Annotated in this window: 24 protein-coding genes; 12 read left to right on the top strand and 12 right to left on the bottom strand. The window is 68.0% G+C overall.

The features are described from left to right. Positions 1-55 precede the first annotated feature (55 nt). The 3 genes from HMPREF2581_RS15775 (at position 56) to HMPREF2581_RS15765 (ending at position 2,751) form a co-directional block, all read left to right on the top strand. The gene (locus tag HMPREF2581_RS15775) at positions 56-307 is read left to right on the top strand and encodes a YfhL family 4Fe-4S dicluster ferredoxin (protein ID WP_003084462.1); all 252 of its coding nucleotides are present in this window, start codon (positions 56-58) and stop codon (positions 305-307) included. A 127-nt stretch (positions 308-434) separates the two neighbouring features. After that, positions 435-2,168 carry a gamma-glutamyltransferase gene (gene ggt / locus HMPREF2581_RS15770; protein ID WP_004365022.1) on the top strand — a complete coding sequence of 578 codons (1,734 nt, stop codon included), beginning with the start codon at positions 435-437 and terminating at the stop codon, positions 2,166-2,168. A 151-nt stretch (positions 2,169-2,319) separates the two neighbouring features. Then, positions 2,320-2,751, top strand: coding sequence for a hypothetical protein (locus HMPREF2581_RS15765; RefSeq protein WP_003084454.1), 432 nt, complete (start codon positions 2,320-2,322; stop codon positions 2,749-2,751). 112 nt (positions 2,752-2,863) lie between these two features. On the opposite strand, the gene HMPREF2581_RS15760 is transcribed toward HMPREF2581_RS15765, so the two are convergent. The 5 genes from HMPREF2581_RS15760 to HMPREF2581_RS15740 form a co-directional block, all read right to left on the bottom strand. Continuing rightward, complete coding sequence (locus tag HMPREF2581_RS15760; RefSeq protein WP_003110409.1) at positions 2,864-3,850, bottom strand: tetratricopeptide repeat protein; 987 nt, start codon at positions 3,848-3,850, stop codon at positions 2,864-2,866. A gap of 269 nt (positions 3,851-4,119) precedes the next feature. Next, positions 4,120-4,464 carry a hypothetical protein gene (locus HMPREF2581_RS15755; RefSeq protein ID WP_003084452.1) on the bottom strand — a complete coding sequence of 115 codons (345 nt, stop codon included), beginning with the start codon at positions 4,462-4,464 and terminating at the stop codon, positions 4,120-4,122. A gap of 82 nt (positions 4,465-4,546) precedes the next feature. After that, entirely contained in the window at positions 4,547-5,125 is a 579-nt protein-coding gene (locus tag HMPREF2581_RS15750) for a lysophospholipid acyltransferase family protein (RefSeq protein ID WP_004365021.1), read from the bottom strand. A gap of 76 nt (positions 5,126-5,201) precedes the next feature. Continuing rightward, complete coding sequence (mutM, locus tag HMPREF2581_RS15745; protein WP_003102876.1) at positions 5,202-6,014, bottom strand: bifunctional DNA-formamidopyrimidine glycosylase/DNA-(apurinic or apyrimidinic site) lyase; 813 nt, start codon at positions 6,012-6,014, stop codon at positions 5,202-5,204. A gap of 58 nt (positions 6,015-6,072) precedes the next feature. Then, complete coding sequence (locus HMPREF2581_RS15740; protein WP_004365020.1) at positions 6,073-6,897, bottom strand: HDOD domain-containing protein; 825 nt, start codon at positions 6,895-6,897, stop codon at positions 6,073-6,075. Between the two features lie 216 nt (positions 6,898-7,113). On the opposite strand from HMPREF2581_RS15740, the gene pfpI reads away from it, so the two are divergent. The 5 genes from pfpI (at position 7,114) to HMPREF2581_RS15715 (ending at position 13,315) form a co-directional block, all read left to right on the top strand. Then, a complete protein-coding gene (pfpI, locus tag HMPREF2581_RS15735; protein ID WP_004365019.1) occupies positions 7,114-7,653 on the top strand; it encodes a protease PfpI in 540 nt (179 codons plus the stop codon). 72 nt (positions 7,654-7,725) lie between these two features. Next, on the top strand, positions 7,726-8,922 hold the full coding sequence (locus HMPREF2581_RS15730; RefSeq protein WP_003084438.1) for a class I SAM-dependent rRNA methyltransferase: 1,197 nt from the start codon (positions 7,726-7,728) through the stop codon (positions 8,920-8,922). A 327-nt stretch (positions 8,923-9,249) separates the two neighbouring features. Continuing rightward, positions 9,250-11,088 carry a dihydroxy-acid dehydratase gene (ilvD, locus tag HMPREF2581_RS15725; protein WP_003084436.1) on the top strand — a complete coding sequence of 613 codons (1,839 nt, stop codon included), beginning with the start codon at positions 9,250-9,252 and terminating at the stop codon, positions 11,086-11,088. 229 nt (positions 11,089-11,317) lie between these two features. After that, on the top strand, positions 11,318-12,703 hold the full coding sequence (locus tag HMPREF2581_RS15720) for a nucleobase:cation symporter-2 family protein (RefSeq protein WP_003102887.1): 1,386 nt from the start codon (positions 11,318-11,320) through the stop codon (positions 12,701-12,703). 138 nt (positions 12,704-12,841) lie between these two features. Then, positions 12,842-13,315 carry a metallophosphoesterase family protein gene (locus HMPREF2581_RS15715; RefSeq protein WP_003102894.1) on the top strand — a complete coding sequence of 158 codons (474 nt, stop codon included), beginning with the start codon at positions 12,842-12,844 and terminating at the stop codon, positions 13,313-13,315. A gap of 15 nt (positions 13,316-13,330) precedes the next feature. Here HMPREF2581_RS15715 and HMPREF2581_RS15710 read toward each other — a convergent pair whose 3' ends face one another. The 3 genes from HMPREF2581_RS15710 to HMPREF2581_RS15700 all read right to left on the bottom strand — a co-directional run bounded on the left by HMPREF2581_RS15710 (position 13,331) and on the right by HMPREF2581_RS15700 (position 16,039). Beyond that, positions 13,331-13,837 (bottom strand): dihydrofolate reductase, encoded by a 507-nt coding sequence (locus HMPREF2581_RS15710; protein ID WP_003084430.1) that lies wholly within the window; start codon positions 13,835-13,837, stop codon positions 13,331-13,333. Between the two features lie 70 nt (positions 13,838-13,907). Next, a complete protein-coding gene (locus HMPREF2581_RS15705) occupies positions 13,908-14,948 on the bottom strand; it encodes a hypothetical protein (protein ID WP_004365014.1) in 1,041 nt (346 codons plus the stop codon). Then, entirely contained in the window at positions 14,945-16,039 is a 1,095-nt protein-coding gene (locus HMPREF2581_RS15700; protein WP_003110414.1) for a hypothetical protein, read from the bottom strand. The genes HMPREF2581_RS15705 and HMPREF2581_RS15700 overlap by 4 nt, the downstream gene beginning before the upstream one ends. A 209-nt stretch (positions 16,040-16,248) precedes the next feature. Here HMPREF2581_RS15700 and HMPREF2581_RS15695 point away from each other — a divergent pair, with 209 nt between their 5' ends. Then, positions 16,249-17,400 carry a glycerophosphodiester phosphodiesterase gene (locus HMPREF2581_RS15695; protein ID WP_003110415.1) on the top strand — a complete coding sequence of 384 codons (1,152 nt, stop codon included), beginning with the start codon at positions 16,249-16,251 and terminating at the stop codon, positions 17,398-17,400. Between the two features lie 36 nt (positions 17,401-17,436). Here the strand turns inward: HMPREF2581_RS15695 and HMPREF2581_RS15690 are convergent, their stop codons facing one another. Further along, entirely contained in the window at positions 17,437-17,799 is a 363-nt protein-coding gene (locus HMPREF2581_RS15690) for a hypothetical protein (protein WP_004365011.1), read from the bottom strand. A 191-nt stretch (positions 17,800-17,990) separates the two neighbouring features. Here HMPREF2581_RS15690 and HMPREF2581_RS15685 point away from each other — a divergent pair, with 191 nt between their 5' ends. Genes HMPREF2581_RS15685 through HMPREF2581_RS15675 form a run of 3 tightly spaced genes read left to right on the top strand, consistent with a single transcriptional unit; the run spans position 17,991 to position 21,580 of the window. Beyond that, positions 17,991-19,376, top strand: coding sequence for a DUF2868 domain-containing protein (locus HMPREF2581_RS15685; protein WP_004365009.1), 1,386 nt, complete (start codon positions 17,991-17,993; stop codon positions 19,374-19,376). Next, positions 19,369-20,748 carry a GTPase/DUF3482 domain-containing protein gene (locus HMPREF2581_RS15680; protein WP_004365006.1) on the top strand — a complete coding sequence of 460 codons (1,380 nt, stop codon included), beginning with the start codon at positions 19,369-19,371 and terminating at the stop codon, positions 20,746-20,748. The genes HMPREF2581_RS15685 and HMPREF2581_RS15680 overlap by 8 nt, the downstream gene beginning before the upstream one ends. Before the next feature lie 34 nt (positions 20,749-20,782). Then, positions 20,783-21,580, top strand: a complete 798-nt coding sequence (locus tag HMPREF2581_RS15675) for an FkbM family methyltransferase (RefSeq protein ID WP_003084414.1) — start codon at positions 20,783-20,785, stop codon at positions 21,578-21,580. A gap of 26 nt (positions 21,581-21,606) precedes the next feature. Here HMPREF2581_RS15675 and HMPREF2581_RS15670 read toward each other — a convergent pair whose 3' ends face one another. The 3 genes from HMPREF2581_RS15670 to HMPREF2581_RS15660 all read right to left on the bottom strand — a co-directional run bounded on the left by HMPREF2581_RS15670 (position 21,607) and on the right by HMPREF2581_RS15660 (position 24,220). Beyond that, positions 21,607-22,401 (bottom strand): thymidylate synthase, encoded by a 795-nt coding sequence (locus tag HMPREF2581_RS15670; RefSeq protein ID WP_003110588.1) that lies wholly within the window; start codon positions 22,399-22,401, stop codon positions 21,607-21,609. A gap of 205 nt (positions 22,402-22,606) precedes the next feature. Then, positions 22,607-23,407: a prolipoprotein diacylglyceryl transferase gene (lgt, locus tag HMPREF2581_RS15665; RefSeq protein ID WP_003084409.1), complete on the bottom strand. Its 801-nt coding sequence runs from the start codon at positions 23,405-23,407 to the stop codon at positions 22,607-22,609. A gap of 9 nt (positions 23,408-23,416) precedes the next feature. Then, a complete protein-coding gene (locus tag HMPREF2581_RS15660; protein ID WP_003128899.1) occupies positions 23,417-24,220 on the bottom strand; it encodes a sulfite exporter TauE/SafE family protein in 804 nt (267 codons plus the stop codon). Between the last annotated feature and the right edge of the window lie 53 nt (positions 24,221-24,273).

Here is a 24,273-nt window from a genome sequence, read left to right as displayed (position 1 = left end):
TTCCGCTATTCCCGTTACCGATGCCGTGGCTGTCCGTCGCGGTTGGAGTTGTTAGATGTCCCTGAAAATCACTGACGATTGCATCAATTGCGACGTCTGCGAACCCGAATGCCCGAACGGCGCGATCTCGCAAGGCGAAGAAATCTATGTGATCGATCCCAATCTCTGCACCGAGTGCGTCGGCCACTACGACGAGCCGCAGTGCCAGCAGGTCTGTCCGGTGGACTGCATTCCCCTCGACGACGCCAATGTCGAGAGCAAGGACCAGTTGATGGAGAAATACCGGAAGATCACCGGCAAGGCCTGATCCCCGCCGGCGCCTGTCCTTCAGGGACGGTTCGCGCCCCGTCCGACGCGCTTTTGGCTATCCTTGGCAATCCAGTCTGAGGCGTTCACGGTCCCGTCCCGCGAACGCCGCTGAACAGTGAGCCGCCATGTCCTTCCTGAACCTGCCCGTCCGTACCCTGGTCGCCGCCTGCGGCCTGTCCCTGCTCAGCCTCGCGGCGCATGCCGACAGCTTTCGCGGCGACGCCCACGCACCGCAGCAGGCCGCCGTCGCCACGCCACATCCGGCCGCGACCGTCGCCGGCCTGGAAACCCTGGCCAATGGCGGCAACGCCTTCGACGCCGCGGCGGCCATCGCCGCTGCCCTGGCGGTAGCCGAGCCTTACGGCTCGGGACTCGGCGGCGGTGGATTCTTCCTTCTGCGCCAGGCCGGCGCGCAGCCGACCTATCGCTTCCTCGACGCCCGCGAGCGCGCGCCGAAGGCCGCCTACGCCGACATGTACCGGCGCAACGGCAAGGTCGACCCCAGGCTGTCCGTCGACGGCCCGCTGGCGGCGGCGATCCCCGGCCTGCCGGCGGCGCTGGTCGAATTGAGCGGCCGCTACGGACGCAAGCCCCTGGCCGACAATCTGGTGCCGGCGATCCGCCTGGCGGTGGATGGCGTATCCGTCGACCGGGTCTACCGCGACCGCGTCGCCATGCGCCTGGAAGCGATGCGCAAGGACCCGGAAACCGCGCGGATCTTCCTCGACAAGGGCGGAATCCCCGACGAATGGAACCTGCTCCGCCAACCGCAGTTGGCACGTACCCTGGAACGCCTCGGGCGCTACGGGCGGATCGGCTTCTACGAAGGCGAGACAGCGGACAAGCTGCTCACCGGGGTCCGCGCCGGCGGCGGCATCTGGAGCGCGGCCGACCTGCGCGACTACCGGGTGATCGAACGCCGCCCGCTGGAGGTGAAGCTGGCCAACGGCCGCGAACTGATCAGCGCACCGCCGCCCTCGGCCGGCGGCGTGGCCCTGGCGCAGAGCCTGCAGATGCTGGAACAGCTGCCGTGGCAGAAGGCCGAGCCGGTACAGCGCGCCCATTACGTGCTGGAGGTCCTGCGCCGTGCCTACCGCGATCGAGGCCTGCTCGGCGACCCGGACTTCGTCGCCAACCCGCTGCCCAGCTTGCTGGCGCCGGACTACCTGAAGCGCCTTGCCGCCGGCATCGACCCGCGCCGCGCCACGCCCAGCTCGGCGCTGCCGGAAGCGCCGGCCTGGCGCGAAGGCGACCACACCACCCACTTCGCGGTGATCGATGCCCAGGGCAACGCGGTGGCCGCCACCCTCTCGGTGAACCTGCCGTTCGGCGCCGCCTTCACCGTTCCCGGTACCGGCGTGGTGCTGAACAACGAGATGGACGATTTCGCCGCCGACACCCAGGGCGCCAACAGCTACGGCCTGGCCGGCAGCCAGGCGAACGCGGTGGCGGCCGGCAAGCGCCCGCTGTCGAGCATGAGCCCGAGCTTCCTGGAAAGCCCGACCGACTTCGCCGCCTTCGGCACCCCTGGCGGCAGCCGTATCCCGAGCATGGTGCTGATCTCCATGCTGCAGTACTTCGACGGCCGCCCGGTCGGCCAATGGGTCGCCGCGCCGCGCTACCACCACCAGTACAAGCCGGACGTCGTCGAGTACGAACCGCGCGCCTTCAGCGATGCCGAGGCCGCCGAACTGCGCCGGCGCGGCTATCAGCTCAAACGCCTGGAGCGCAGCTACGGCAACCAGCAGGTGCTCTACTGGGACAAGCGCAGCGGCCGCGTCGACGCCGCCAGCGACCCGCGCGGGATCGGTTATTCGGCGTTTTCCCCGGAGATGCAGGCACAGCCCCAGGCGCACTGAACCCCAGGAGAGCGGCGAAACGAGAGACAGCGCTCAAAAACGCGGATACCAGCGATCGATGATGGCCTTTTGACATCCATCCATGCTAGCTTGCGCGCCGCCGCGCAGGCGGCTCACACGGATACTGGATAATCAAAAGCAAGGAAACCCGATGTCGCTGTTTCGTCCCCTCCTGATCGCCTCCACCCTCGCCCTCGCCAGCGGTTGCGCCAGCGGCCTCAACTCGCAGCAGACGGCCGAACTTGAGTATTACGAAGCCCGCAACCTGGCGGTCATCGAGAAATCCCCCGGCACCGGCGCGGCCCTCGGCCTGCTCCCCGGCGGCGGCTCCTTCTACGGCCGTTCCTACGGACTCGGGGTGGTCAACCTGCTGTTCTGGCCGCTGTCGATCCTCTGGGACCCGGTGAGCGGCTACGACGCATCCCAGCGCATCAACTACACCGCGACCCGGGTGCACCTGGAGAAGCTGCGCCAGCGCGACTTCGACGAACTGCAACGGCTGGCCGACAACGGCGCATTGGACGGCGCCACGCTGGCGCGGAAGCGCCAGGACGTGGAAACGAAATACCGCTACACCCCCTGAACAAGAAAAAGCCGATCGATGACCGGCCGGGTCCTCCTCGACCGACAGGGCGCCCCGGCCCACGCGTAGACGTCTCGCCGACGAGTCCGGCTGGCAATCCAGGCGGCGGGCCTCACTGGCTCGCCGCTTCAGCCGCCTGTTGCGCATCCTCCGCACTGGCTTCCACCGCCTCCGGTTCAGACGAGGCGCCCTCCATGCCTCGGCCGGAGTGCCGGCGATCGGCGACACCGGAGCAGTCGGCGACGCCGGACAGCTCTCCATCCAGCGCAGCGTGAATCCAGTTTTCCAAACGGGTGTACCAGGCTGCGTTCGCGGCGCTCTCCAGCCAGGCGATGGCATCCGCATCCTGCTGCTGTGCGGCCTTTTCCAGCCAGAGCCGTGCTTGCAGCTTGTTCATCCCGGCACCGGAACCGTTCCAGTAGGCCTCGCCCACCTTGAACTGGGCACGGGCATCTCCCTGGGTCGCAGCCTTGCAGAACCACTGGAAGGCCTTTTCCCGGCTGCCGGCATAACGGTCCAGCAGGGCGGCTTCCTCGTCTGAAGTGGCGGAATAGACGCCTTGCGAGTCGTCCAGGTAGAACCATCCCAGATTGGTTTCGGCGTCTTCGCTACCGCTGGCCGCCGCACGTTCGAACCAGGTCCCGGCCTTCACCCGGTCCTGGTCGACCCCTTCGCCTCTCCAGTAGAGAACGCCCATTTCATTCTGGGCGGCGGCATCCCCCTGCTCCGCGGCCTTCCGGAACCAGCGTGCCGCCTCGGTCTTGTCCTGTGGCCCGCCGTCACCATCGCGATAGAGCATGGCCAGTTGGATCTGCGCGCGGACCATCCCCGCAGCGGCCGCCTTGCCCCACCATTCGCGCGCGCTGGCGTAGTTCTGTTGCTGGTAGAAGTAGGCGCCGAAATCGAACAGAGCCTGCGGCTCCCCCGTCTCGGCGGCCTGGCGGAGGCGGGTGAATTCGGCGAACAGTTCATCGCCGCGCTTGTCGCCCTGCTCGGCCTTGGACTGCTCCTTGGCGAGGTCGGACACCGCATCCTCCGCCCAGGCGAACGAGGGTACGGCAAGAGCAAGGACGGACAGGAACACCCACTGACTGAACATACGCGAAATCCTTATCTTGGTTGAGTCGGTCGGCCACCCCTGGTCGACCTTGTGACCTTGCTGGTCAGCAGGACACTGTCACCATCGGAGAGTCCGATCAAGTGCCGCGAACGGTCCGTGCGGAACATCTGTCATCGGCCGATGCGGCGCTATAGCTGCCGCCTGCCGTGGCGGAAGAAAAGACTTAGCCCAATCTCCGTGCCCCCTGCAATGCATCGAGAAAACAAAAAGCCGGTCGATGACCGGCTTTTTTTCATTCCGTTGGAAACTCAGCTTTCGTCGTGGTTATAGCCGCTGGTGGTGCAGCCCAGGCAACGGACGAAGGCTTCCTTGCCCGGATCGACCACCAGCGCCTGGCCGGCCTTGCCGACGCTGCCGCTGGCCGCGGTGAACGGCAGGCTGACCACGAAGGCCACCGCCCCGACGGCCGTGGCGGCGATCAGGAAGGGACGGGCGATGAGCAGATCGCCGATCATGGCGTACGCGGGGGGCGCTTCGACGGTGTACATCGGGTCGCCGCTGGCGTTTTCCTGCACGGCATCCGCCAGCGCGGGCATGGACGAGAGCCCGGTGGTCAGCGCCAGCACGAGCGCGGTGGTGCGAAACAGGTTCATGGAGGCGGTCCTTTCTGGTTTTTGGTTGGGCAGATATCGCCTAACTATAACAGCGCTGCGGGTAGTGCCAGCGTGACCGCCTTCAATCGCCGAGGAATGCGTAGTGCGGCTTTTTCGGGATGAACGGCCGGTAGAAGCCGATCAGGCTGCACAGGTCGGCGTCCTCGTTGCCGGTCGGCCAGAAGGGTTCGCCGATGACGATCCGCCGGTTTTCGTAGTCCAGCGCCGCCGGCACCACCGGTACGCCGGCGCCACGGGCGATGTGGTAGAAGCCCATGCGCCAGCGGTCGACCTTCTTGCGCGTGCCTTCCGGAGCGATGATCAGCATGAACTCACGGTGCTCGCGGAAGGCCTGGATCGCCTGGTCCACGGTATTCAGCTTCAGGTGGCGCTGGATCGGGATGCCACCCCAGCGCCGCATCAGGCCGCCCAGCGGGCCCTTGAACAGGGTGTGCTTGCCGAACCAGCGGGCGTTCAGGCGCAGGACGAACTTGGCGGCGAGGAAGGCCACGAAGTCCCAGTTCGAGGTGTGGTGGGCGCCGATCACCACGAACTTGTCGAGCGCGGGCAATTGGCCCTCGATCTTCCAGCCGGAGAGTTTCAGCATGGCATGGCCGAGCGACTCGACCAGGGTGTTGCGAGGCAGGTAATTGCCGGACATCGTGCACCTTTCTTATGGCAGGCCGCTCACCGTGGCGGCCCTTCTTGTGGCGGTAGAGTATGCGCGGCGCGGCGCTTCAGCGTTGGCAGCGCGGGCAGTACACGCTGGCGCGCTGGCCTAGGCGGATCTCGCGCAGGGTGCTGCCGCAGACCTTGCAGAACTCCCCGCCACGGCCATAGACGAACAATTCCTGCTGGAAGTAACCGGGCTGGCCGTCGCCGCCGACGAAATCGCGCAGGGTGGTGCCGCCGCGCTCGATGGCGATCGCCAGGATCCGCTTGATCTCCTCCGCCAGGCGCAGGTAGCGCGCCTTGGAGATGCTCCCGGCGGGCTTGCGCGGATCGATGCCGGCGGCGAACAGCGCTTCGCTGGCGTAGATGTTGCCGACCCCGACCACCACCGCGTTGTCCATGATGAACGGCTTGACCGCCATGCTCCGCCCGCGCGACAGCTCGAACAGACGCTGGCCGGCGAAAGCGTCGGTCAGCGGTTCCGGGCCGAGGTTGCGCAGCAGCTCGTGTTCCAGTGGCGCCAGGCTCCAGAGCATGGCGCCGAAGCGCCGCGGATCGGTGTAGCGCAGGGCCATGCCCGAGGCCAGCTCGATGTCGACGTGCTCGTGGCGACTGGCCGGGGTGCCGCTCTCCACCAGCCTCAGGCTGCCGGACATGCCCAGGTGGCTGATCAGCGTACCGGCCTCGGCGCCCAGCAGCAGGTACTTGGCGCGGCGCTCGACGCTGACGATGCGTTGTCCGGACAGGCGCACGTCCAGGTCTTCGGGGATCGGCCAGCGCAGGCGCCGCTCGCGCACGATCACGCGCTCGACGCGCTGGCCTTCGAGGTAGGGGGCGATGCCCCGGCGGGTGGTTTCGACTTCGGGTAGTTCGGGCATGGCGGCAGCAATCCGGTTGACCGCGGCACCTTAGCAGGAAGCGCCGCAGCGCGGCCAGTCAGTAGCTGCCCTGGCCGACGCCCAGCTCGAGAATCGAGCCCTTGAGGTTCTCGAAGTCGTAGTCGGTGAGCCCGACGTAGTCCAGCACCAGCGCGCCGATGCTGTTCCACTCGTGGTCTTCCGGCTGGTTGCCGAGAATCCGGTGCGAGCCGCAGATGTGCTCGGCCATCTTCAGGATCGCCAGCAGGTTCTTCAGCTGGGTGTCGCGGGCCGACTCGTCGCCGAAGATCGACAGCGCGTTGTGGTGGTTGGCGATCGCCTCGCAGACGTGCTCCGGCAGGCGCCAGGAACGCGCGGTGTAGTAGCCGACCACCGCATGGTTGGTGTTCAGCACGCGGTTCTCGGTGTCCACCACCCGGCGCTTGTCGCTGGCGGCGGCATAGGCCTCCTCCAGCACCGCCATATAGTGCGGGAAGCGCTTGAGCATCAGCGGAATGCCGCAGTTGTGGAACAGGCCGAGGGCGTAGGCTTCGTCCACCGACTCGTAGCCGACCCGCTTGGCCAGGCTCAGGCAGCTCATGGCCACGTCCTGGGCGGTGTCCCAGAAACGGTTGAGGGTGACGATGGTGTCGTCGCTCATCTCGCCCTTGATCGACTGGGCATTGATCAGGTTGATCACCGAACGACTGCCCAGCAGGTTCACCGCGCGCTGGATCGAAGTGATGCGGTTGGCCAGGCCGAAGAACGGCGAGTTCACCAGTTTCAGGAGGGCGCCGGAAAGGCCCGGGTCCTGGCTGATCAGCCTGGCGATGTTCTTCAGGTCCGGATTGGGCATGACCTGCTCCATCTGCAGGTCGACCATGATCTGGGGTTGCGGCGGCACGCTGATGCCTTGCAGGGCCTGGCGGATCTGCTCGGCGGTGAGTTCTTGGACCATGAGGGCGGGGGCGAAAGTTGACGGTGTGCGCAGTTTACCCGGAGAACCCCGCCATGGGGCGGGCTTCTGCCGGAAAAGCGGCGCCAGGCAACGGGCATGGAACTTTTCCCGCAGCCGCCAGGGTCGGAATGAATACCCCCATCCGATATCGGGAGACACGCCATGACCCAATCCCTGCACGGCAAGGTCGTCGCCGCCCTGGTGACCGACGGTTTCGAACAGGTCGAACTGACCGGTCCGAAAAAAGCCCTGGAAGACGCCGGCGCCACGGTAAGGATTCTTTCCGCCAAGGCCGGCGAGGTGCGCGGCTGGAACCATCACCAGCCAGCCGACGCCTTCCGCGTCGACGGCACCTTCGAAGACGCCAGCCTGGACGACTACGACGCCCTGCTGCTGCCCGGCGGGGTGATCAATTCCGACCAGATCCGCAGCCTGGCCAAGGCCCAGGAACTGGCGATCCGCGCCGAACAGGCGAGCAAGCCGGTGGCGGTGATCTGCCACGGCGCCTGGCTGCTGATCTCCGCCGGCCTGGTGCAGGGTCGTACCCTGACCAGTTGGCCGTCGCTCAAGGACGACATCAACAACGCCGGCGGCCACTGGGTGGACCAGGAGGTAGCGGTGGACGGCAAGCTGGTGAGCAGCCGCAAACCCGAAGACATCCCGGCCTTCAACCGTCGATTCATCGAAATCCTCGCCGGCTGAACGGCCCGCGTTCGCGCAGCGGCGAATCCCGTCGCTGCGCTATAATCGCGCTCTTTTGCCGGAGCCTTTCCCATGACCCTGCCCAGCTTGCGTCTCAAAGCCAACGCCGAGCGCCGCCTGCGCGCCGGCCACCTGTGGGTCTACAGCAACGAGGTGGATGTCGCCGCGACGCCGCTGAATGCCTTCGCCGCCGGCGACCAGGCGGTGCTGGAAATGGCCAACGGCAAGCCGCTGGGCATCGTCGCGCTGAGCCCGAACAACCTCATCTGCGGCCGCCTCATTTCCCGTGATACCAAGCACGTTCTCGACAAATCACTGCTGGTTCATCGCATCAACATCGCCCTCAGCCTGCGCGAGCGGCTTTTCGACAAGCCGTTCTACCGGCTGGTCTACGGCGATTCCGACCTGCTGCCCGGCCTGGTGGTCGATCGCTTCGGCGACGTGCTGGTGGTGCAACTGGCGTCCGCGGCCATGGAACTGCGCAAGGACGAGGTGCTCGCTGCCCTGCTGCAGGTGCTCAAGCCCGCCGCCGTGCTCTGGAAGAACGACTCCAGCGCGCGCGACGCCGAGGGCCTGGAGCGCTACGTGGCCAACGCCTACGGCGAAGTGCCGGAGTGGGTTGCGCTGGAAGAGAACGGCGTGAAGTTCGAGGCGCCGGTGCTGGCCGGGCAGAAGACCGGCTGGTTCTACGACCACCGCATGAACCGCGCGCGCCTGGCGCCCTACGTGCAGGGCAAGCGGGTCCTCGACCTGTTCAGCTATATCGGTGGCTGGGGCATCCAGGCCGCCGCCTTCGGCGCCAGCGAAGTGATGTGCGTGGACGCGTCCGCCTTCGCCCTCGACGGCGTCGAGCGCAACGCGGCGCTGAACGGCGTGGCGGAGAAGGTCGCCTGCGTCGAGGGCGACGTGTTCGAGGCCCTGCGCGAGCTGAAGGCCGCCGACGAACGCTTCGACGTGGTGATCGCCGACCCGCCGGCCTTCATCAAGCGCAAGAAGGACCTGAAGAACGGCGAGGCCGCCTACCGCCGTCTCAACGAACAGGCCATGCGCCTGCTGAGCAAGGACGGCATCCTGGTCAGCGCCTCCTGCTCGATGCACCTGCCCGAGGACGACCTGCAGAACATCCTGATCGGCAGCGCCCGCCATCTCGACCGCAACATCCAGCTGCTCGAGCGCGGCGGCCAGGGCCCCGACCATCCGGTGCACCTGGCGATCGCGGAAACCCGCTACATCAAGAGCCTGACCTGCCGGCTGCTGCCCAACGGCTGAGCCCGTCCCGGCGGATGAGCGCCTGCGTTCATCCGCCCTACGGCCACCGCCTCTCATGGCGCGACGGGCGGCGCAAGACGCCAGCCGGGTCGCGACGCGCCGCTCCGCCGACCGCCAGCCTTCCCCATTCGCCCGCTCTGGGCTTAGAATCCGGGCATTCCTCGCCAATCATCCCCCGGCGGGCAGTGAGCCCAGGCCGTCGCCAATGGTGACCCCATTCAGACCCCGGCCAACTCCGTACACTCGGCTATTCCCCGTTTGCATCCGGTTCCTTCGACGCTCACGATACAGTCATAACCCGAACCTGATTAGCCGCAGGAAATCGTCATGCCCGATTACCGCTCGAAAACCTCCACCCACGGCCGCAACATGGCCGGCGCCCGCGCCCTCTGGCGCGCCACCGGGATGAAGGACGAAGACTTCAAGAAGCCGATCATCGCCATCGCCAACTCCTTCACCCAGTTCGTGCCCGGCCACGTGCACCTGAAGGACCTCGGCCAACTGGTCGCCCGCGAGATCGAGAAGGCCGGCGGCGTGGCCAAGGAATTCAACACCATCGCCGTCGACGACGGCATCGCCATGGGCCACGACGGCATGCTCTATTCGCTGCCGAGCCGGGAGATCATCGCCGACTCCGTGGAATACATGGTCAACGCCCACTGCGCCGACGCCATCGTCTGCATCTCCAACTGCGACAAGATCACCCCCGGCATGCTGATGGCGGCGCTGCGCCTGAACATCCCGGTAGTGTTCGTCTCCGGCGGGCCGATGGAAGCCGGCAAGACCAAGCTGGCCAGCCACGGCCTGGACCTGGTCGATGCCATGGTGGTGGCCGCCGACGACTCCTGCTCCGACGAGAAGGTCGCCGAGTACGAGCGCAGCGCCTGCCCGACCTGCGGCTCCTGCTCCGGCATGTTCACCGCCAACTCGATGAACTGCCTGACCGAGGCGCTCGGCCTGTCGCTGCCGGGCAACGGCTCGACCCTGGCCACCCACGCCGACCGCGAGCAACTGTTCCTGCGCGCCGGGCGCCTGGCCGTGGAACTCTGCCAGCGCTACTACGGCGAAGGCGACGACAGCGTGCTGCCGCGCAACATCGCCAACTTCAAGGCCTTCGAGAACGCCATGACCCTGGACATCGCCATGGGCGGCTCGACCAATACCATCCTGCACCTGCTGGCCGCCGCCCAGGAGGCCGAGGTGCCGTTCGACCTGCGCGACATCGACCGCCTGTCACGCAAGGTGCCACAACTGTGCAAGGTGGCGCCGAACATCCAGAAGTACCACATGGAAGACGTGCATCGCGCCGGCGGCATCTTCTCCATCCTCGGCGAACTGGCCCGCGGTGGCCTGCTGCACACCGACGTCCCCACCGTGCACAGCCCGAGCATGGCCGACGCCATCGCCCAGTGGGACATCACCCAGACCCGCGACGAAGCCGTGCACACCTTCTTCAAGGCCGGTCCGGCGGGCATCCCGACCCAGACCGCGTTCAGCCAGAACACCCGCTGGCCGAGCCTGGACGACGACCGCGCCGAGGGCTGCATCCGCAGCGTCGAGCATGCCTATTCCAAGGAAGGCGGGCTGGCCGTGCTCTACGGCAACATCGCTCTCGACGGCTGCGTGGTGAAGACCGCCGGGGTCGACGAGTCGATCCACGTGTTCGAAGGCAGCGCGAAGATCTTCGAAAGCCAGGACGCCGCGGTGAAAGGCATCCTCGGCGACGAGGTGAAGGCCGGCGACATCGTGATCATCCGCTACGAAGGACCGAAGGGCGGGCCGGGCATGCAGGAAATGCTCTATCCGACCAGCTACCTGAAGTCCAAGGGCCTGGGCAAGCAGTGCGCCCTGCTCACCGACGGACGCTTCTCCGGCGGCACCTCGGGCCTGTCCATCGGTCACGCCTCCCCGGAAGCCGCCGCCGGCGGCGCCATCGGCCTGGTGCAGGACGGCGACAAGGTGCTGATCGACATTCCCAATCGCTCGATCAACCTGCTGGTCAGCGACGAAGAACTCGCCGCCCGCCGCGCCGAACAGGACAAGAAGGGCTGGAAGCCGGCCGCGCCGCGTGCCCGCCGCGTCAGCACCGCGCTCAAGGCCTACGCCCTGCTCGCCACCAGCGCCGACAAGGGCGCGGTACGCAACAAGGCGCTGCTGGACGGCTGAATCGTCCCGCGACGAAAAAAGCCCGGTCCCGCGCCGGGCTTTTTCATTCGCGCGTGCGCACGCCGAATGGCGGATAACCGCAAGCGGTCATTCGCCCTACCGCTCACCCACGCTCCAACCGTAGGGCGCATACGCCACCGGCGTTATCCGCCGACATGCGGCGCAGCCAGGCCTGGGCGAGACCGCGTTCGCCCAGTAAAATCGCGCTCTTTTTCCCCGGACCGCCACCATGAGTTCCCTGCAAAGCCCGTCGGACGCCAGCGCCCGCAACGACCTGGTCTATGGCCTGGACGACCGTCCCAGCGCTCCCATCGCCCTGCTCGCCGCCCTCCAGCACCTGCTGGCGATCATCGTGCCGATCGTTACCCCCGGCCTGCTGATCTGCCAGGCGCTGGGCGTATCGCCGCGCGACACCAATCTGATCGTGTCGATGTCGCTGGTGATCTCCGGCATCGCCACCTTCGTCCAGTGCAAGCGCTTCGGCCCGTTCGGCGCCGGACTGTTGATCGTCCAGGGCACCAGCTTCAACTTCGTCGGCCCGCTGATCGCCGGCGGGGCGCTGATGGTCAAGCAGGGCACGCCGGTGGAAAGCGTGATGGCGGCGATCTTCGGCGTGGTCATCGCCGGCTCCTTCGTCGAGATGGGCATCTCGCGCATACTGCCGTTCGTCAAGCGGCTGATCACCCCGCTGGTGACCGGCATCGTCGTGCTGATGATCGGCCTGACCCTGATCAAGGTCGGCCTGATCAGCATGGGCGGCGGCTTCTCGGCGATGTCCAACGGCACCTTCGCCAACGGCGAGAACCTGCTGCTGTCCGGCGTGGTGCTGGGCATCATCGTGGTGCTCAATCGCATCCCGGTGGTATGGATGCGCAGTTGCGCCATCGTCATCGCCCTGGCCGTCGGCTACGCGCTGGCCGGCTACCTCGGCCGCCTGGACTTCACCGGCATGCACCAGGCCGAGCTGTTCCAGGTACCGACCCCGCTGCACTTCGGCCTGGACTTCTCCTGGCCGCTGTTCATCCCGATGCTGGTGATCTACCTGGTCACCTCCCTGGAAGCCATCGGCGACGTCACCGCCACCAGCAAGGTGTCGAAGCAACCGGTGGAAGGCCCGCTGTGGATGCAGCGGATCAAGGGCGGCGTGCTGGTCAACGGCGCCAACTCGTTCCTCGCCGGTATCTTCAATACCTTCCCCAGCTCGGTGTTCGCCCAGAACAACGGGGTGATCCAGCTCACCGGCGTGGCCAGCCGCTACGTCGGCCTGTGGATCGCCGCCATGCTGGTCCTGCTCGGCCTGTTCCCGAGCGTCGCCGGGGTCATCCAGGCGGTGCCGGAACCGGTACTGGGCGGCGCGGCGATGGTGATGTTCGGCGCGGTGGCCGCTTCGGGCATCAACATCCTCGCCGGCATCCAGCTGGACCGCCGCGCCCTGCTGATCATCGCCGTGTCCCTGGCCCTCGGCCTGGGCGTTTCGCAGGTGCCGGAGTTCCTCGCGCACATGCCCGCGGCGCTGCGCAACGTGCTGGAATCCGGGGTCGCCACCGGCGGCATCTGCGCCCTGCTACTGAACTGGTTCCTGCCGGAAAGCCCGGTCCAGAAGGCCGGACACTGATAGGCGCGGCGCCACCTCCGGGTGGCGTCGCGGTTTTCGCCGAAGGGTTTTCGTACCCGGCCAATGGTTGGGTATGATCGACGGCATGGCCATGCCCGTCGGCCACCCTCTTCCGTCCCGCAACCCGGACCCGCGCCCATGCCCCAGTCCCGCCGCCCGTTGCGCATCGGCCTGATCGCCGACACCCATGGCCTGCTTCGGCCCGAGGCGCTGGAACGGTTGCGCGGCTGCGACCAGTTGATCCATGCCGGCGACATCGGCAAGCCGGAAATCCTCGCCGAGCTGGAACGCCTGGCGCCGCTCTCGGTGGTGCGCGGCAACAACGACACCCAGGACTGGGCGGCGGACATCCCCGAGCGCCTGCTGCTGAAGATCGGCCGGCTGACCCTCTACGTACTGCACGACCTCAAGCGACTCGACCTCGACCCGGCCGCCGAAGGCATCGACGTGGTGGTCGCCGGACATTCGCACAAGCCGCTGAAGGAAGAGCGCGACGGCGTGCTCTACCTCAACCCGGGCAGCGCCGGGCCTCGGCGCTTCAGCTTGCCGATCGGGATCGGCGTGCTGGAAGTGGCGGGGAAGAAGATCGAGGCGGAGCTGATCACCCTCTGACCCCGCCTGGAACCGTCAGCGGCGCTCCCATACCTCGAAGGCGTAGGCAGGCGCATCGTCAGCCGCGGCGTGTTCGATGCTCGACGCCAGGCGCCAGGCCGCGCCATCGATCTCGGGGAAAAAGGCGTCGCCTTCCGGCGCCAGGCCCACCCGGGTCAGGTAGAGGCGCGCGGCGCGCGGCAAGGCCTCGGCATAGAGCTGGGCGCCGCCGATCAGCATCAGTTCGTCGGCGTCCTCCGCCTGCGCCCACGCCTCGGCGCGCGCCAGCGCGGCGTCCAGGCTGGCGAACACTTCCGCACCCTCCAGTGCCAGGCCGGCCTGGCGGCTGACCACCAGGTTGAGCCGGCCCGGCAGCGGCCGACCCAGCGAGTCCCAGGTCTTGCGCCCCATGATCACCGGCTTGCCGAGGGTCATCGCCTTGAAATGCTTGAGGTCGGCCGGCAGGCGCCAGGGCAGGCGGTTGTCGATGCCGATCGCGCGGTTCTCGCCAAGGGCGGCGATCATCGCCAGCGGTCGTGCCATGGGGTTACCTCATCGTGGAAGGACAAAGGCGCGAGGATAAACACTCGCGCCGGCGGACTCCAGGCCCGGCCTACAAGGGATTGGCATACGGCGGCACCTGCATGAAGAAGGTGCCATCCTCGTTGACCTGGGTGGTGCCGGTCGCCAGCACCTTGCGGTAGTCCTGCAGGTTGAAGGTCAGCACCTGGTCCGGGGTCTCGGTCTTCAGCAGCACCTGGGCGTAGGTGATGAGGATTTCGAAGATCTTCAGGTCGCCGGACTGTAGCCAGAGGAAGGATGGGCCCGCCGCGGCCGGCGGGCTGAACACCGGCGACGGCTGGCCGGGCGCCTGGGAGAAACGCAGGTGCAGCCCCTGGTCGTCGAGCCAGGCCTCCTGTACGTGGCCATCGATGCCCAGCAGCGGGAAGACCTTGCGGTAGTCCAGGCGCATGGCGCTGCCGACCAGGCTCGCCCCCGGCCGATCGAGGCTGACCAGCGCCGACATCGGCAAGCCGACCAGGCTCATCGCCCCGTACAGCGGCAGACCGATCACCTTCAACTGGTCGGGCCGATAGACCAGCGCGCCGCTGGCCGCGTCCACCTCCACGCCGCCGCCCAGCCGCAGCGGCAGCCAGGGCCCTACGCCGAGCGGACGCACCCGTCCCTCCACCTCCAGGCGTCCCGCCGCACTGCTCATGCGAAAGTCCTTCAACATGGTCCCGTCGTAGGCGAGGATGTGCTCGTTGAACAGGTTGGCCAGTTGCCGCGGGCTGAGCAGCACCTCGCCCTCCATCACCTGGAAATGAATGTCCTGCGGGCGATCGAAGTCCACCGGCTGGCCGGCCCGGTTCGGCACCAGCCAGCCCTTCACCTCGGGCACGTGGAAACCGATGTTGCCGCGCAGGTACATGTCCACGTTGCGCAGCAGTATGCCGACGCCATCCTGGCCGGAATCCGCCGGCCCGGCCGTACGCATGGGCAGCGGCACCGGCGCCGGCGGGACCTGCCGGTACCAGCCCTCGCGCAGCAGGGCCAGTTCGCGCTGCTGCCGGTCGATGGCGCTTTCGGCCTGGACCGCGCTGGCCGCCAACAGGCACCAGCCAAGCAGCACGCCCCACGGACGCCGGCTCACAGCCGTGCCTCCAGCGGCGCCGGCGCCTTCACCGGCGACACGGCGATCTGCACCATGCCGTCCTCGCGCAGGCGGATCACACCGTTCTGCAGTTGCCGCCGGTAGTCGTAGAGATTGAACAGCAGCGGCTGCCCCGGGCTGAGGCTGGTGAACAGGGCGTAGGCCTTGACCAGCACGGTGCGCGCCATCTTGATATCGCCGCCCTCGATGAACATGTAGCTGTCCGGCGCCCGTAATGCCGGCCATTGCAGGTCGGCCAGGGAGTCGCCGAGGGCGAGTTGCATGCCGCCGTCGGCCAGGGCCAGGCGACTGACGCGGAAGTCCAGGCGCGGCGGCGGGAACAAACCGTCGAGGTCGACGCGGATGCGGTTGCCGACCAGCTCCATGTGCCGGGTCTTCAGCTTCAGCACCTCGGACATCTCGATCGAGGCCGCCGCCAGCGACGAAGTGACCTCGACCCCGTCGACGAAGATCCGCCGGGGTACCAGGGTCACCTCCAGCGGACCGCTCAGCTCGATCTCGGTGAGCATCCGCAGCGGCCGCCAGCGCCCCTTGCGCAACAACTCGCCACGCACTTCCTGGCCGTCCTTGCGGGTGCTCATCCTGAGGTTGCGCACGGCCGCGCGGGACGCGGCGAGGTCCTGGTTGAGCAGGGTCGCCAGGGTGGCGTCGCTGACGAATATCTCACCGGCCTGGATCCGCGCCACCATCGCCGTCGGATCGTCGAGCGACAAGGGCGCGCCGGGACGAGTCGGTTCCATGCGGATCAGCATGCGCTGGATGAAGAAACCGATGTCGTCGTGCAGGCGGAAGTCGGTATCGGCGATCCACAGTCGCGAACTCGCCGATCCCGAGCCGCGGGCGCCGACACTCGCCTCCAGCGTACGCGGCGGCACGGCGCTCATCAGGCTGTCCGGCTGGCGCCCCCAGTCATCGGTAGCGGCCGTCGGCACACGCGCTTCGACACGGGCCGGCGGCGCCACGGCCTGGCCGCCACCGTGGGCATCGAAGGCCAGCCAGGCGCCCAGCAACAGGCAGGCCAGTTGCAACGACAGGCAGGGAAACGCGGAGGCAGGTTGCGCGGAAGCCATCACCGATCCTCTTATTGTTATGCGAGCGCCGTCACCCTATACCCTGCCCCGGTCGTCCGCCCCTTTCGTTGGATTGGCCGGGAAAACGCCGACGTCGTCACGCTGGCGGCGATTGTCACGGGAATGTCGCGAAACGGGCAAAGAAGTATCACCTGGCTGCGTCACTCTGCTGGACTGGAACACTCCCGAACCGCCGACGAGGACCCGTCATGCAACCAGCCTTCCTGCGCCGCCACCTCGGCGCCGCCTGCCTGATGCTCGCCGCTGGCCTGGCCAGCGCCGCCCACGCCGACACCGGCAACGTACAACGCGCCATCGACTGGGCCCAGGGCCAGGCCTCCGTTCGCCACCCGGCCGGCCACGAACGCTCGCCTCTGGTCATCGCCCACCGTGGCGCCAGCGGTTACGTACCGGAACACACCCTGGGCGCCTACGCCCTGGCGGTGATGATGGGCGCCGACTACGTCGAGCCGGACCTGGTGATGACCCGCGACGGCAAGCTGGTCGCCCGCCACGACAACGAGCTGGGCCTGACCACCGATGTCGCCCAGCACCCGGAATTCGCCGACCGCAAGCGCACGCAGAAAGTCGACGGAGTGGAACTCACCGGCTGGTTCAGCGAAGACTTCACCCTCGCCGAACTGAAGACCCTGCGCGCCATCGAGCGCATCCCCACGATCCGCCCGGGCAATGCGCGCCTGGACGGCACCTTCGAGATCCCCACCCTGCAGGAGATCATCGACCTGGTGAAAAGCCTGCAAATCAGCCAGCAACGCACCATCGGCCTGTACCCCGAGATCAAGCACGGCACCCACTTCCAGCGCCTCGGCCTGGCCATGGAACGCCCGCTGGTGAAGACCCTGCACCGCAACGGCTACCTCGGTCCGCGCGCGCCGGTATTCATCCAGTCCTTCGAGGTGAACAACCTGAAGGAACTCAAGCGCCTCACCGGCATCCGCCTGGTCCAGCTCTACGGCAGCGGCCAGCCCTACGACCAGCAGGCCAGCGGCGGCAGCCTGACCTACGCCGAGATGGCCACCGCCAAGGGCCTGCGCCAGGTGGCGCGCTACGCCTACGGGGTCGGTCCGGACAAGAGCTACGTGATTCCTCGCGATGCCAACGGCAACCTCGGCCAGCCGACCCGCTTCGTCGGCGACGCCCACGCCGCCGGGCTGAAGGTGCATCCCTACACCTTCCGCGCGGAAAACAGCTTCCTTCCGGCGGAGTTCCGCAGCGCCGACGGCAACCCGCAGTCGCGCGGCGACCTGGCCGGCGAGATCAGGGCCTACCTCGACGCCGGCATCGACGGCCTGTTCAGCGACCAGCCGGACGTCGCCGTGCGCCTGCGCGAGCAGCGCTGACGCAGCCCGACCGGCGCTCGTACGCGGGCGCCGGCCTCATGGACACTCGATGTAGCCGTCGAAGGGCTGTGCCTTGCCCTTCTCCAGCGCCTGCCGCCTGATGTTCCGGCAGATCCGCCGATCGCGCTCGTGCATGGCGTCGATCGACAGGTTGCCGGTGGGTTCCACGCCCTTGTGGTCCTTGACGCCAAAGGTCACCAAGGGCTGCTCCGGCTCCACCCGGAAGCGCGACGGCGTTTCCTTCTCCTCCTTGCGCGACGGCGGATCCGCCGCCAGGGTCGGCAACTGGTCGGCCTGCACGCCATAGCGTTGCAGCAAGGAGCCATCGGGCAACTCGTCGGCCAGCGCGCCCGCCATCCCCAGCAACAGCGCCAGGGGGTATCGGCGTACTACCTTCATCTCAGTGTTCCTCTCGCTACCGGCGCCGAACGCTTTCGCCACGGCGCCAGTCAAAATCCCACACCCCGCCGCCAGCCGGCTGGCAAGCCAGCATGAGCCGCCGGGGCGCTTTTTGCTATGTTTGGCGCTGATCAGACGCCGTTGGCCGGGCACGATTCACGCTCGGCAGGGAAATCGACACAGGAGGTGACTTGAGTCACACGACGCATCCCGGCCTCGACGCCCTCTGGCTGACCGAGGCCGTTCGCCTGCGCGAGGAGCAGGCCGGTCCGCTGGAAGACAGCGAGGCGCTTCGCCAGGCGCTGGCCCAGGGCGGTTCCCTGCCGCGCCGTATTCTCACCCGCGCCCACTGGCTGGGCCGCCGCGAGGGCCTGCTGGACGCCCAGCGGACCTGGCGCCAGGGTTCGCGGCTGGCGCTGGCCCTGCTGCTGGTGCTGGCCCTGGCCAGCGGCGCCGGACTGGCCTTCGCCGCGCTTGGCGACGGCCAGCGCCCGGTCAACGTGTTCTGGGCGCTGGCCAGCCTCCTCGGCCTGCACCTGCTGACCCTGCTCGGCTGGGCCCTCGGCCTGCTCGCCGGCGGCGAGGCCGCGGGCGCGCTCGGCCGGCTCTGGCTGTGGCTCAGCGGCAAGCTGGCGCGCGATGCCCGCGCCGCGCACCTGGCGCCGGCGCTATTGGTCCTGCTCGGCCGGCGCCGGCTGGCGCGCTGGGGCCTCGGCGCGCTGGTCCACGGGCTCTGGCTGCTCGGCCTGCTGACCGCGCTGGCCATGCTCCTCGGCCTGCTGGCGACCCGCCGCTACGGTTTCGTCTGGGAAACCACCATTCTCGGCAGCGATACCTTCATCGCCCTCACCCAGGCGCTCGGCGCCCTGCCGGCGTTGCTTGGCTTCCCGTTGCCGGACGCCGAGCTGATCCGCGCCAGCGGCGACGCCGCCCTGGCCAGCGAAGCCGCACGGCACGCCTGGGCCGGCTGGCTGGTAGGCGTACTGCTGGTCTATGGGGTCCTGCCGCGCGCGCTGCTCGGTCTGTTCTGCCTGTGGCGCTGGAAACGCGGCCTGGCCGACCTCGACCTGGACCTCGACGACCCAGGCTACAGCCTGCTGCGCGAACGCTTGATGCCGGCCAGCGAACGCCTCGGCGTCAGCGACGCGGCGCCGGACTGGCTACCGGAGCCGCAGGGCGGCCAGTCCGGCCAGGAAGCCGCCGGAGCGGTGCTGGTGGCGGTGGAGCTGGACGATCGCCGGCCCTGGCCGCCGAAGCTCGCCGAAGGCGTCGCCGACGCCGGCATCCTCGACGACGGCCAGCAGCGCCGTCGCCTGCTCGATCAACTGACCCGCTACCCGCCGGCGCGCCTGGCCATCGCCTGCGACCCGCGTCGCTCGCCGGACCGCGGCACCCTGGCACTGCTCGGCGAACTCGCCCGCTGCGCCGCCAGCACTCGCATCTGGCTGCTCCAGGCTCCGCCCGGCGAAGCGCTCGACAGCGACCGCCTGGGCGACTGGCACACCGCCCTGGAGCGCCTGCAACTGCCGCACGGCGAGACCTCGCCGCTGGCCTGGCTGGAGACCGGCCATGACTGAGCCGCTGATCCTGGCCGTGGTCGGCCACACCAATACCGGCAAGACCTCGCTGCTGCGCACCCTGACCCGCGACCGCGGATTCGGCGAAGTCTCCCATCGCCCCAGCACCACCCGCCACGTCGAGGGCGCCAGGCTGTCGGTGGACGGCGAAGCGCTGCTGGAACTCTACGACACGCCCGGCCTGGAAGACGCCATCGCCCTGCTTGACTACCTGGACGCCCTGGAGCGCCCCGGCGAGCGTCTCGATGGCCCGGAACGCATGGCGCGGTTGCTGGACAGCAACGAAGCGCGCGGGCGTTTCGAACAGGAAGCCAAGGTGGTCCGCCAGTTGCTCGCCTCCGATGCCGGGCTCTACGTGATCGACGCCCGCGAACCGGTGCTGGCCAAGTATCGCGACGAACTGGCGGTGCTTGCCGGCTGCGGCCGGCCGCTGCTGCCGGTGCTGAACTTCGTCGCCAGCCCGCAGCATCGCGAGGAGGAGTGGCGCGCCGCCCTCGCTCGCCTGGGCCTGCACGCCCTGGTGCGTTTCGACAGCGTGGCGCCGCCGCTGGACGGCGAACGGCGCCTCTACGAGAGCCTGGCGCTGCTGCTGGAGCGCGCCCGGCCGCAACTCGACCGGCTGATCGCCGACCATGAGACCCAGGCCGCCGCGCGCCTGCGCGCCGGGCAACGGCTGATCGCCGAATTGCTGGTCGACGTCGCCGCCTGCCGGCGCCTGGTGCCCGGCGGCGAAAGCGCCGTGCAGGAAGCCACCCGCGACCTGCACCAGCAGGTGCGCAAGCGCGAGCAGGCCTGCGTGGAAGCGCTGCTGCGGCTCTACGCCTTCGCCAGGGACGACGCCCGCGCCGCCGACCTGCCGCTGCTCGACGGCCGCTGGGGCGACGATCTGTTCAATCCGGAGACCCTGCGCCAACTCGGTATCCGCCTCGGCGGCGGGGTTGCGGCCGGTGCCGCGGCCGGCGCCGGCATCGACCTGCTGGTGGGCGGCGTCACCCTTGGCGCCGCCGCCGCCCTCGGCGCCCTCGCTGGCGGCGCCTGGCAGACCGTCGGGCACTACGGTTCGCGCCTGCTCGGCAAGCTCAAGGGCGCCCGCGAGCTGACCGTCAACGACGCCGTGCTGCGCTTGCTTGCGCTGCGCCAACGGCAGCTCCTGGCAGCCCTGCAAACGCGCGGCCACGCGGCGATCGAGGCGATCCGCCTGGAGACCCCGGAGGACAAGCAGTGGCGCGAAGGCAAGCTGCCGGAAGCACTGCGCAAGGCGCGCGCGCATCCGGAGTGGTCGTCGCTGAACGGCAGGCGGGTGGGCGGCAGCGACCGCCAGGAACAGATCGACGCGCTGGCCGAATTGCTGGAGAGCGGACGCGGGGAATGACAGACTGGGCGACGATCGCCCAAGAGGTAGGCCCATGCCCTTCGTTTCCTACGCGCAGAACCTGGAAGACGTCCGACTCTGGCGGGCCCTGAAACTCTTCCCCAGGGGGTTCTACATCGACGTCGGCGCCAACCACCCGCGGATCGACTCGGTCACCCTGGCGTTCTACGAGCGCGGCTGGCGCGGCATCAACATCGAACCGCTGCCCCACCTGCACCGCGAGCTGGAGCGGGAACGGCCGGAAGACCTCAACCTGAACCTCGCCATTGGCGAGCGCGAAGGCCGCGCCACGCTCTACGAGATGGCCGCCTCGGGTCTCTCCACCCTGGACCCCGAGCTAGCCCGCCAGCGCCAGGCCGAGGGCTGCACGGCCACTCCGCGCGAAGTGATGGTCAGCACCCTGGACGCGATCTGCGCGGCCCATGTCGAAGGGCCGATCCACTTCCTCAAGATCGATGTCGAAGGGCTGGAAGGCGCGGTGCTCCGCGGCCTCGACCTGAACCGCTGGCGCCCCTGGCTGATCCTCGCGGAAACCCCATTCGACCACGACCCCGAGTGGAAAGCGCCGCTGCTCGCCGCGGGCTACCGTTTCGTCCACTTCGACGGCCTTAACGGCTATTACCTGGCGGAGGAACAGGCCCGCCTGGAAGGCGCCTTCGCGCTACCGCCGAACCTGCTGGACGACTTCCAGCTCTGCCATGGCCACGCCATGAGCCATCCGGTCGCACCGCTGGAGCAGGCCCTGGAGCAGGCGCTGCAACGCGCAGAAGATGCGGAGCGGGCTTTGCGGGACTGGCGCGCGCTTCCCTGGTACCGCCGCCTGTTCGGTTGAGCGGAGCCGACGGCTCCGCCGAAGGGTCAGACCGCGACCGGTGCCTTGATGTGCGGATGGGCCTCGTAGCCGACCAGCTCGAAGTCCTCGAAGCGGAAGTCGAACAGATCCTTCACCTCGGGATTCAGCTTCATGCTCGGCAACGGCAGCGGCTCGCGGGTCAACTGCAGGTCGGCCTGCTCCAGGTGGTTGGCGTACAGGTGGCAATCGCCGCCGGTCCAGATGAACTCGCCCGGCTGCAGGCCGGCGACCTGCGCCACCATCAGGGTCAGCAAAGCGTAGCTGGCGATGTTGAAGGGTACGCCGAGGAAGATGTCCGCCGAACGCTGGTAGAGCTGGCAGCTGAGCTTGCCGTCGGCGACGTAGAACTGGAACAGCGCGTGGCAGGGCGGCAGGGCCATCTCGTCGATCAGCGCCGGGTTCCAGGCGGAGACGATCAGCCGGCGCGAGTCCGGATTCTTCTTCAGCATCGCCATCAGGTTGGCGATCTGGTCGATGTGGCGGCCGTCCGGCGCCGGCCAGGAGCGCCACTGGTAGCCATACACCGGGCCGAGGTCGCCGTTCTCGTCGGCCCACTCGTCCCAGATCGAGACGCCGTGCTCCTTGAGGTAGGCGATATTGGTGGAGCCCTTGAGGAACCACAGCAGCTCGTGGACGATCGACTTGAGATGGCACTTCTTGGTGGTCACCAGGGGGAAGCCCGCGGCCAGGTCGAAGCGCATCTGGTGGCCGAACACGCTATAGGTGCCGGTGCCGGTGCGGTCGCTCTTGAAGGTGCCGTGCTCGCGCACGTGGCGCATCAGGTCGAGGTACTGTTTCATCGGAGGCTCGGATCGATATCGGTGCGGCGCCGACGTGGCGGCTCCCACCGAGGGATGACAGAAGGATGGCCAAGTCTACGGCGACGGGGCCGGCATCGCCAGTTCGGCGCGACCGGCGCAAGCCATGCACGCCCTGGAGCGGAAAGCCGGCTGCCCGGAGCGGATGACGCCTGCGACGTTATCCGCCCCGGGCACGAAAAGCGGCTCAGGCCGCCTTCGGCTGCGCCGCGTCGCGGCGGTAGGCCCAGACCATCAGGGCAATGCCGGCCAGCACCATCGGTACGCAGAGCACCTGGCCCATGGTCAGCCAACCCCAGGCGAGGTAGCCGAGCTGGGCATCCGGCACGCGGACGAACTCGACGACGAAGCGGAAGATCCCGTAGCACAGCACGAACAGGCCGGAGACCGAGGCGGTCGGCCGTGGCTTGCGGGTGAACAGCCAGAGGATGACGAACAGCGCCACGCCTTCCAGGGCGAACTGGTACAGCTGCGAGGGATGCCGCGGCAGCGGGCCTCCGTTGGGGAAGACCATGGCCCAGGGCACGTCGCTGACCTTGCCCCACAGTTCCGAGTTGATGAAGTTGCCGATGCGCCCGGCGCCCAGGCCGATGGGCACCAGCGGGGCGATGAAGTCCATCAGCTGGAAGAAGCTCTTGCCATGGCGCTTGCCGAACCACCAGACCGCCAGCATCACGCCGAGCAGACCGCCATGGAAGGACATGCCGCCTTTCCAGACCTCGAAGATCAGCGTCGGGTTGGCGATGTACTCGTCCAGGTTGTAGAACAGCACGTAGCCCAGGCGGCCACCGAGGATCACGCCGCAGGCGACCCAGAAGACCAGGTCGGAAAGGCGCTCCTTGGTCCAGGTCGGGTCGAAGCGCTTCATCCGGCGCGACGCCAGCAGCCAGGCGCCGCCGATCCCGATCAGGTACATCAGCCCGTACCAGTGGATCTTCAGCGGGCCGACGGCCAGCGCAACCGGATCGATCTGGGGATACGTCAGCATCGATAACTCCTACGACAGAAAAGCGAGATCGGGGGTCAGGAAACTTATGCCCACGCTGAACAGCAGCAGGGCGAACAGTCGCTTGAGTACGCGCGGCGACAAACGATGCGCCAGGCGCGCGCCGAAGCGGGCGAACAGCATACTGGTGGCGGCGATGCCGACCAACGCCGGCAGATAGACGTAGCCCAGGCTCCACTCCGGCAACTGCGGGTTGTGCCAGCCGACCGCGATGAACGACAGGGCGCCGGAAATGGCGATAGGTAGGCCGCAGGCCGAGGAAGTCGCCACCGCCTGCTGCATCGGCACGCTGCGCCAACTGAGGAAAGGCACGGTCAGCGAACCGCCGCCGATGCCGAAGATCGCCGAGGCCCAGCCGATCACCGCGCCGGCCAGGGTCAGGCCGCCCTTGCCGGGCACCTCGCGGCTACCCTTTGGCTTGAGATCGAGAACCATCTGCAAAGCGACCAGGATGGCGAACACCCCGATTATCTTCTGCAACAGCAGCCCCTTGATCTGCGCCGCGGTCAGCGCGCCGAGGGCACTGCCGATGAGGATGCCGAGGGTCATCCAGGCGAACACCGGCCAGCGCACCGCGCCGCGCCGATGGTGTTCGAGAATGGAATTGATCGAAGTGAAGACGATGGTCGCCAGGGAGGTGCCGACCGCCATCTGGGTCAGGACGTCGCCGCCGAAACCGTGCGCGGTGAAGCTGAAGACCAGCGCCGGGACGATGATCAGGCCGCCACCGACGCCGAACAGTCCGGCCAGCACGCCGGCACAGGCGCCCAGCACGATATAGAGGAGAAACTCCATGCACGCCCCCGTTGGAAAGCCGGCATGGTAACGGAATTGCGCGCCGTGCGGCA

The organism is Pseudomonas sp. HMSC057H01 (assembly GCF_001836405.1).
In the GTDB taxonomy this organism is placed as follows: domain Bacteria; phylum Pseudomonadota; class Gammaproteobacteria; order Pseudomonadales; family Pseudomonadaceae; genus Pseudomonas; species Pseudomonas aeruginosa.
This window is presented reverse-complemented; position numbering and strand designations above follow the sequence as displayed.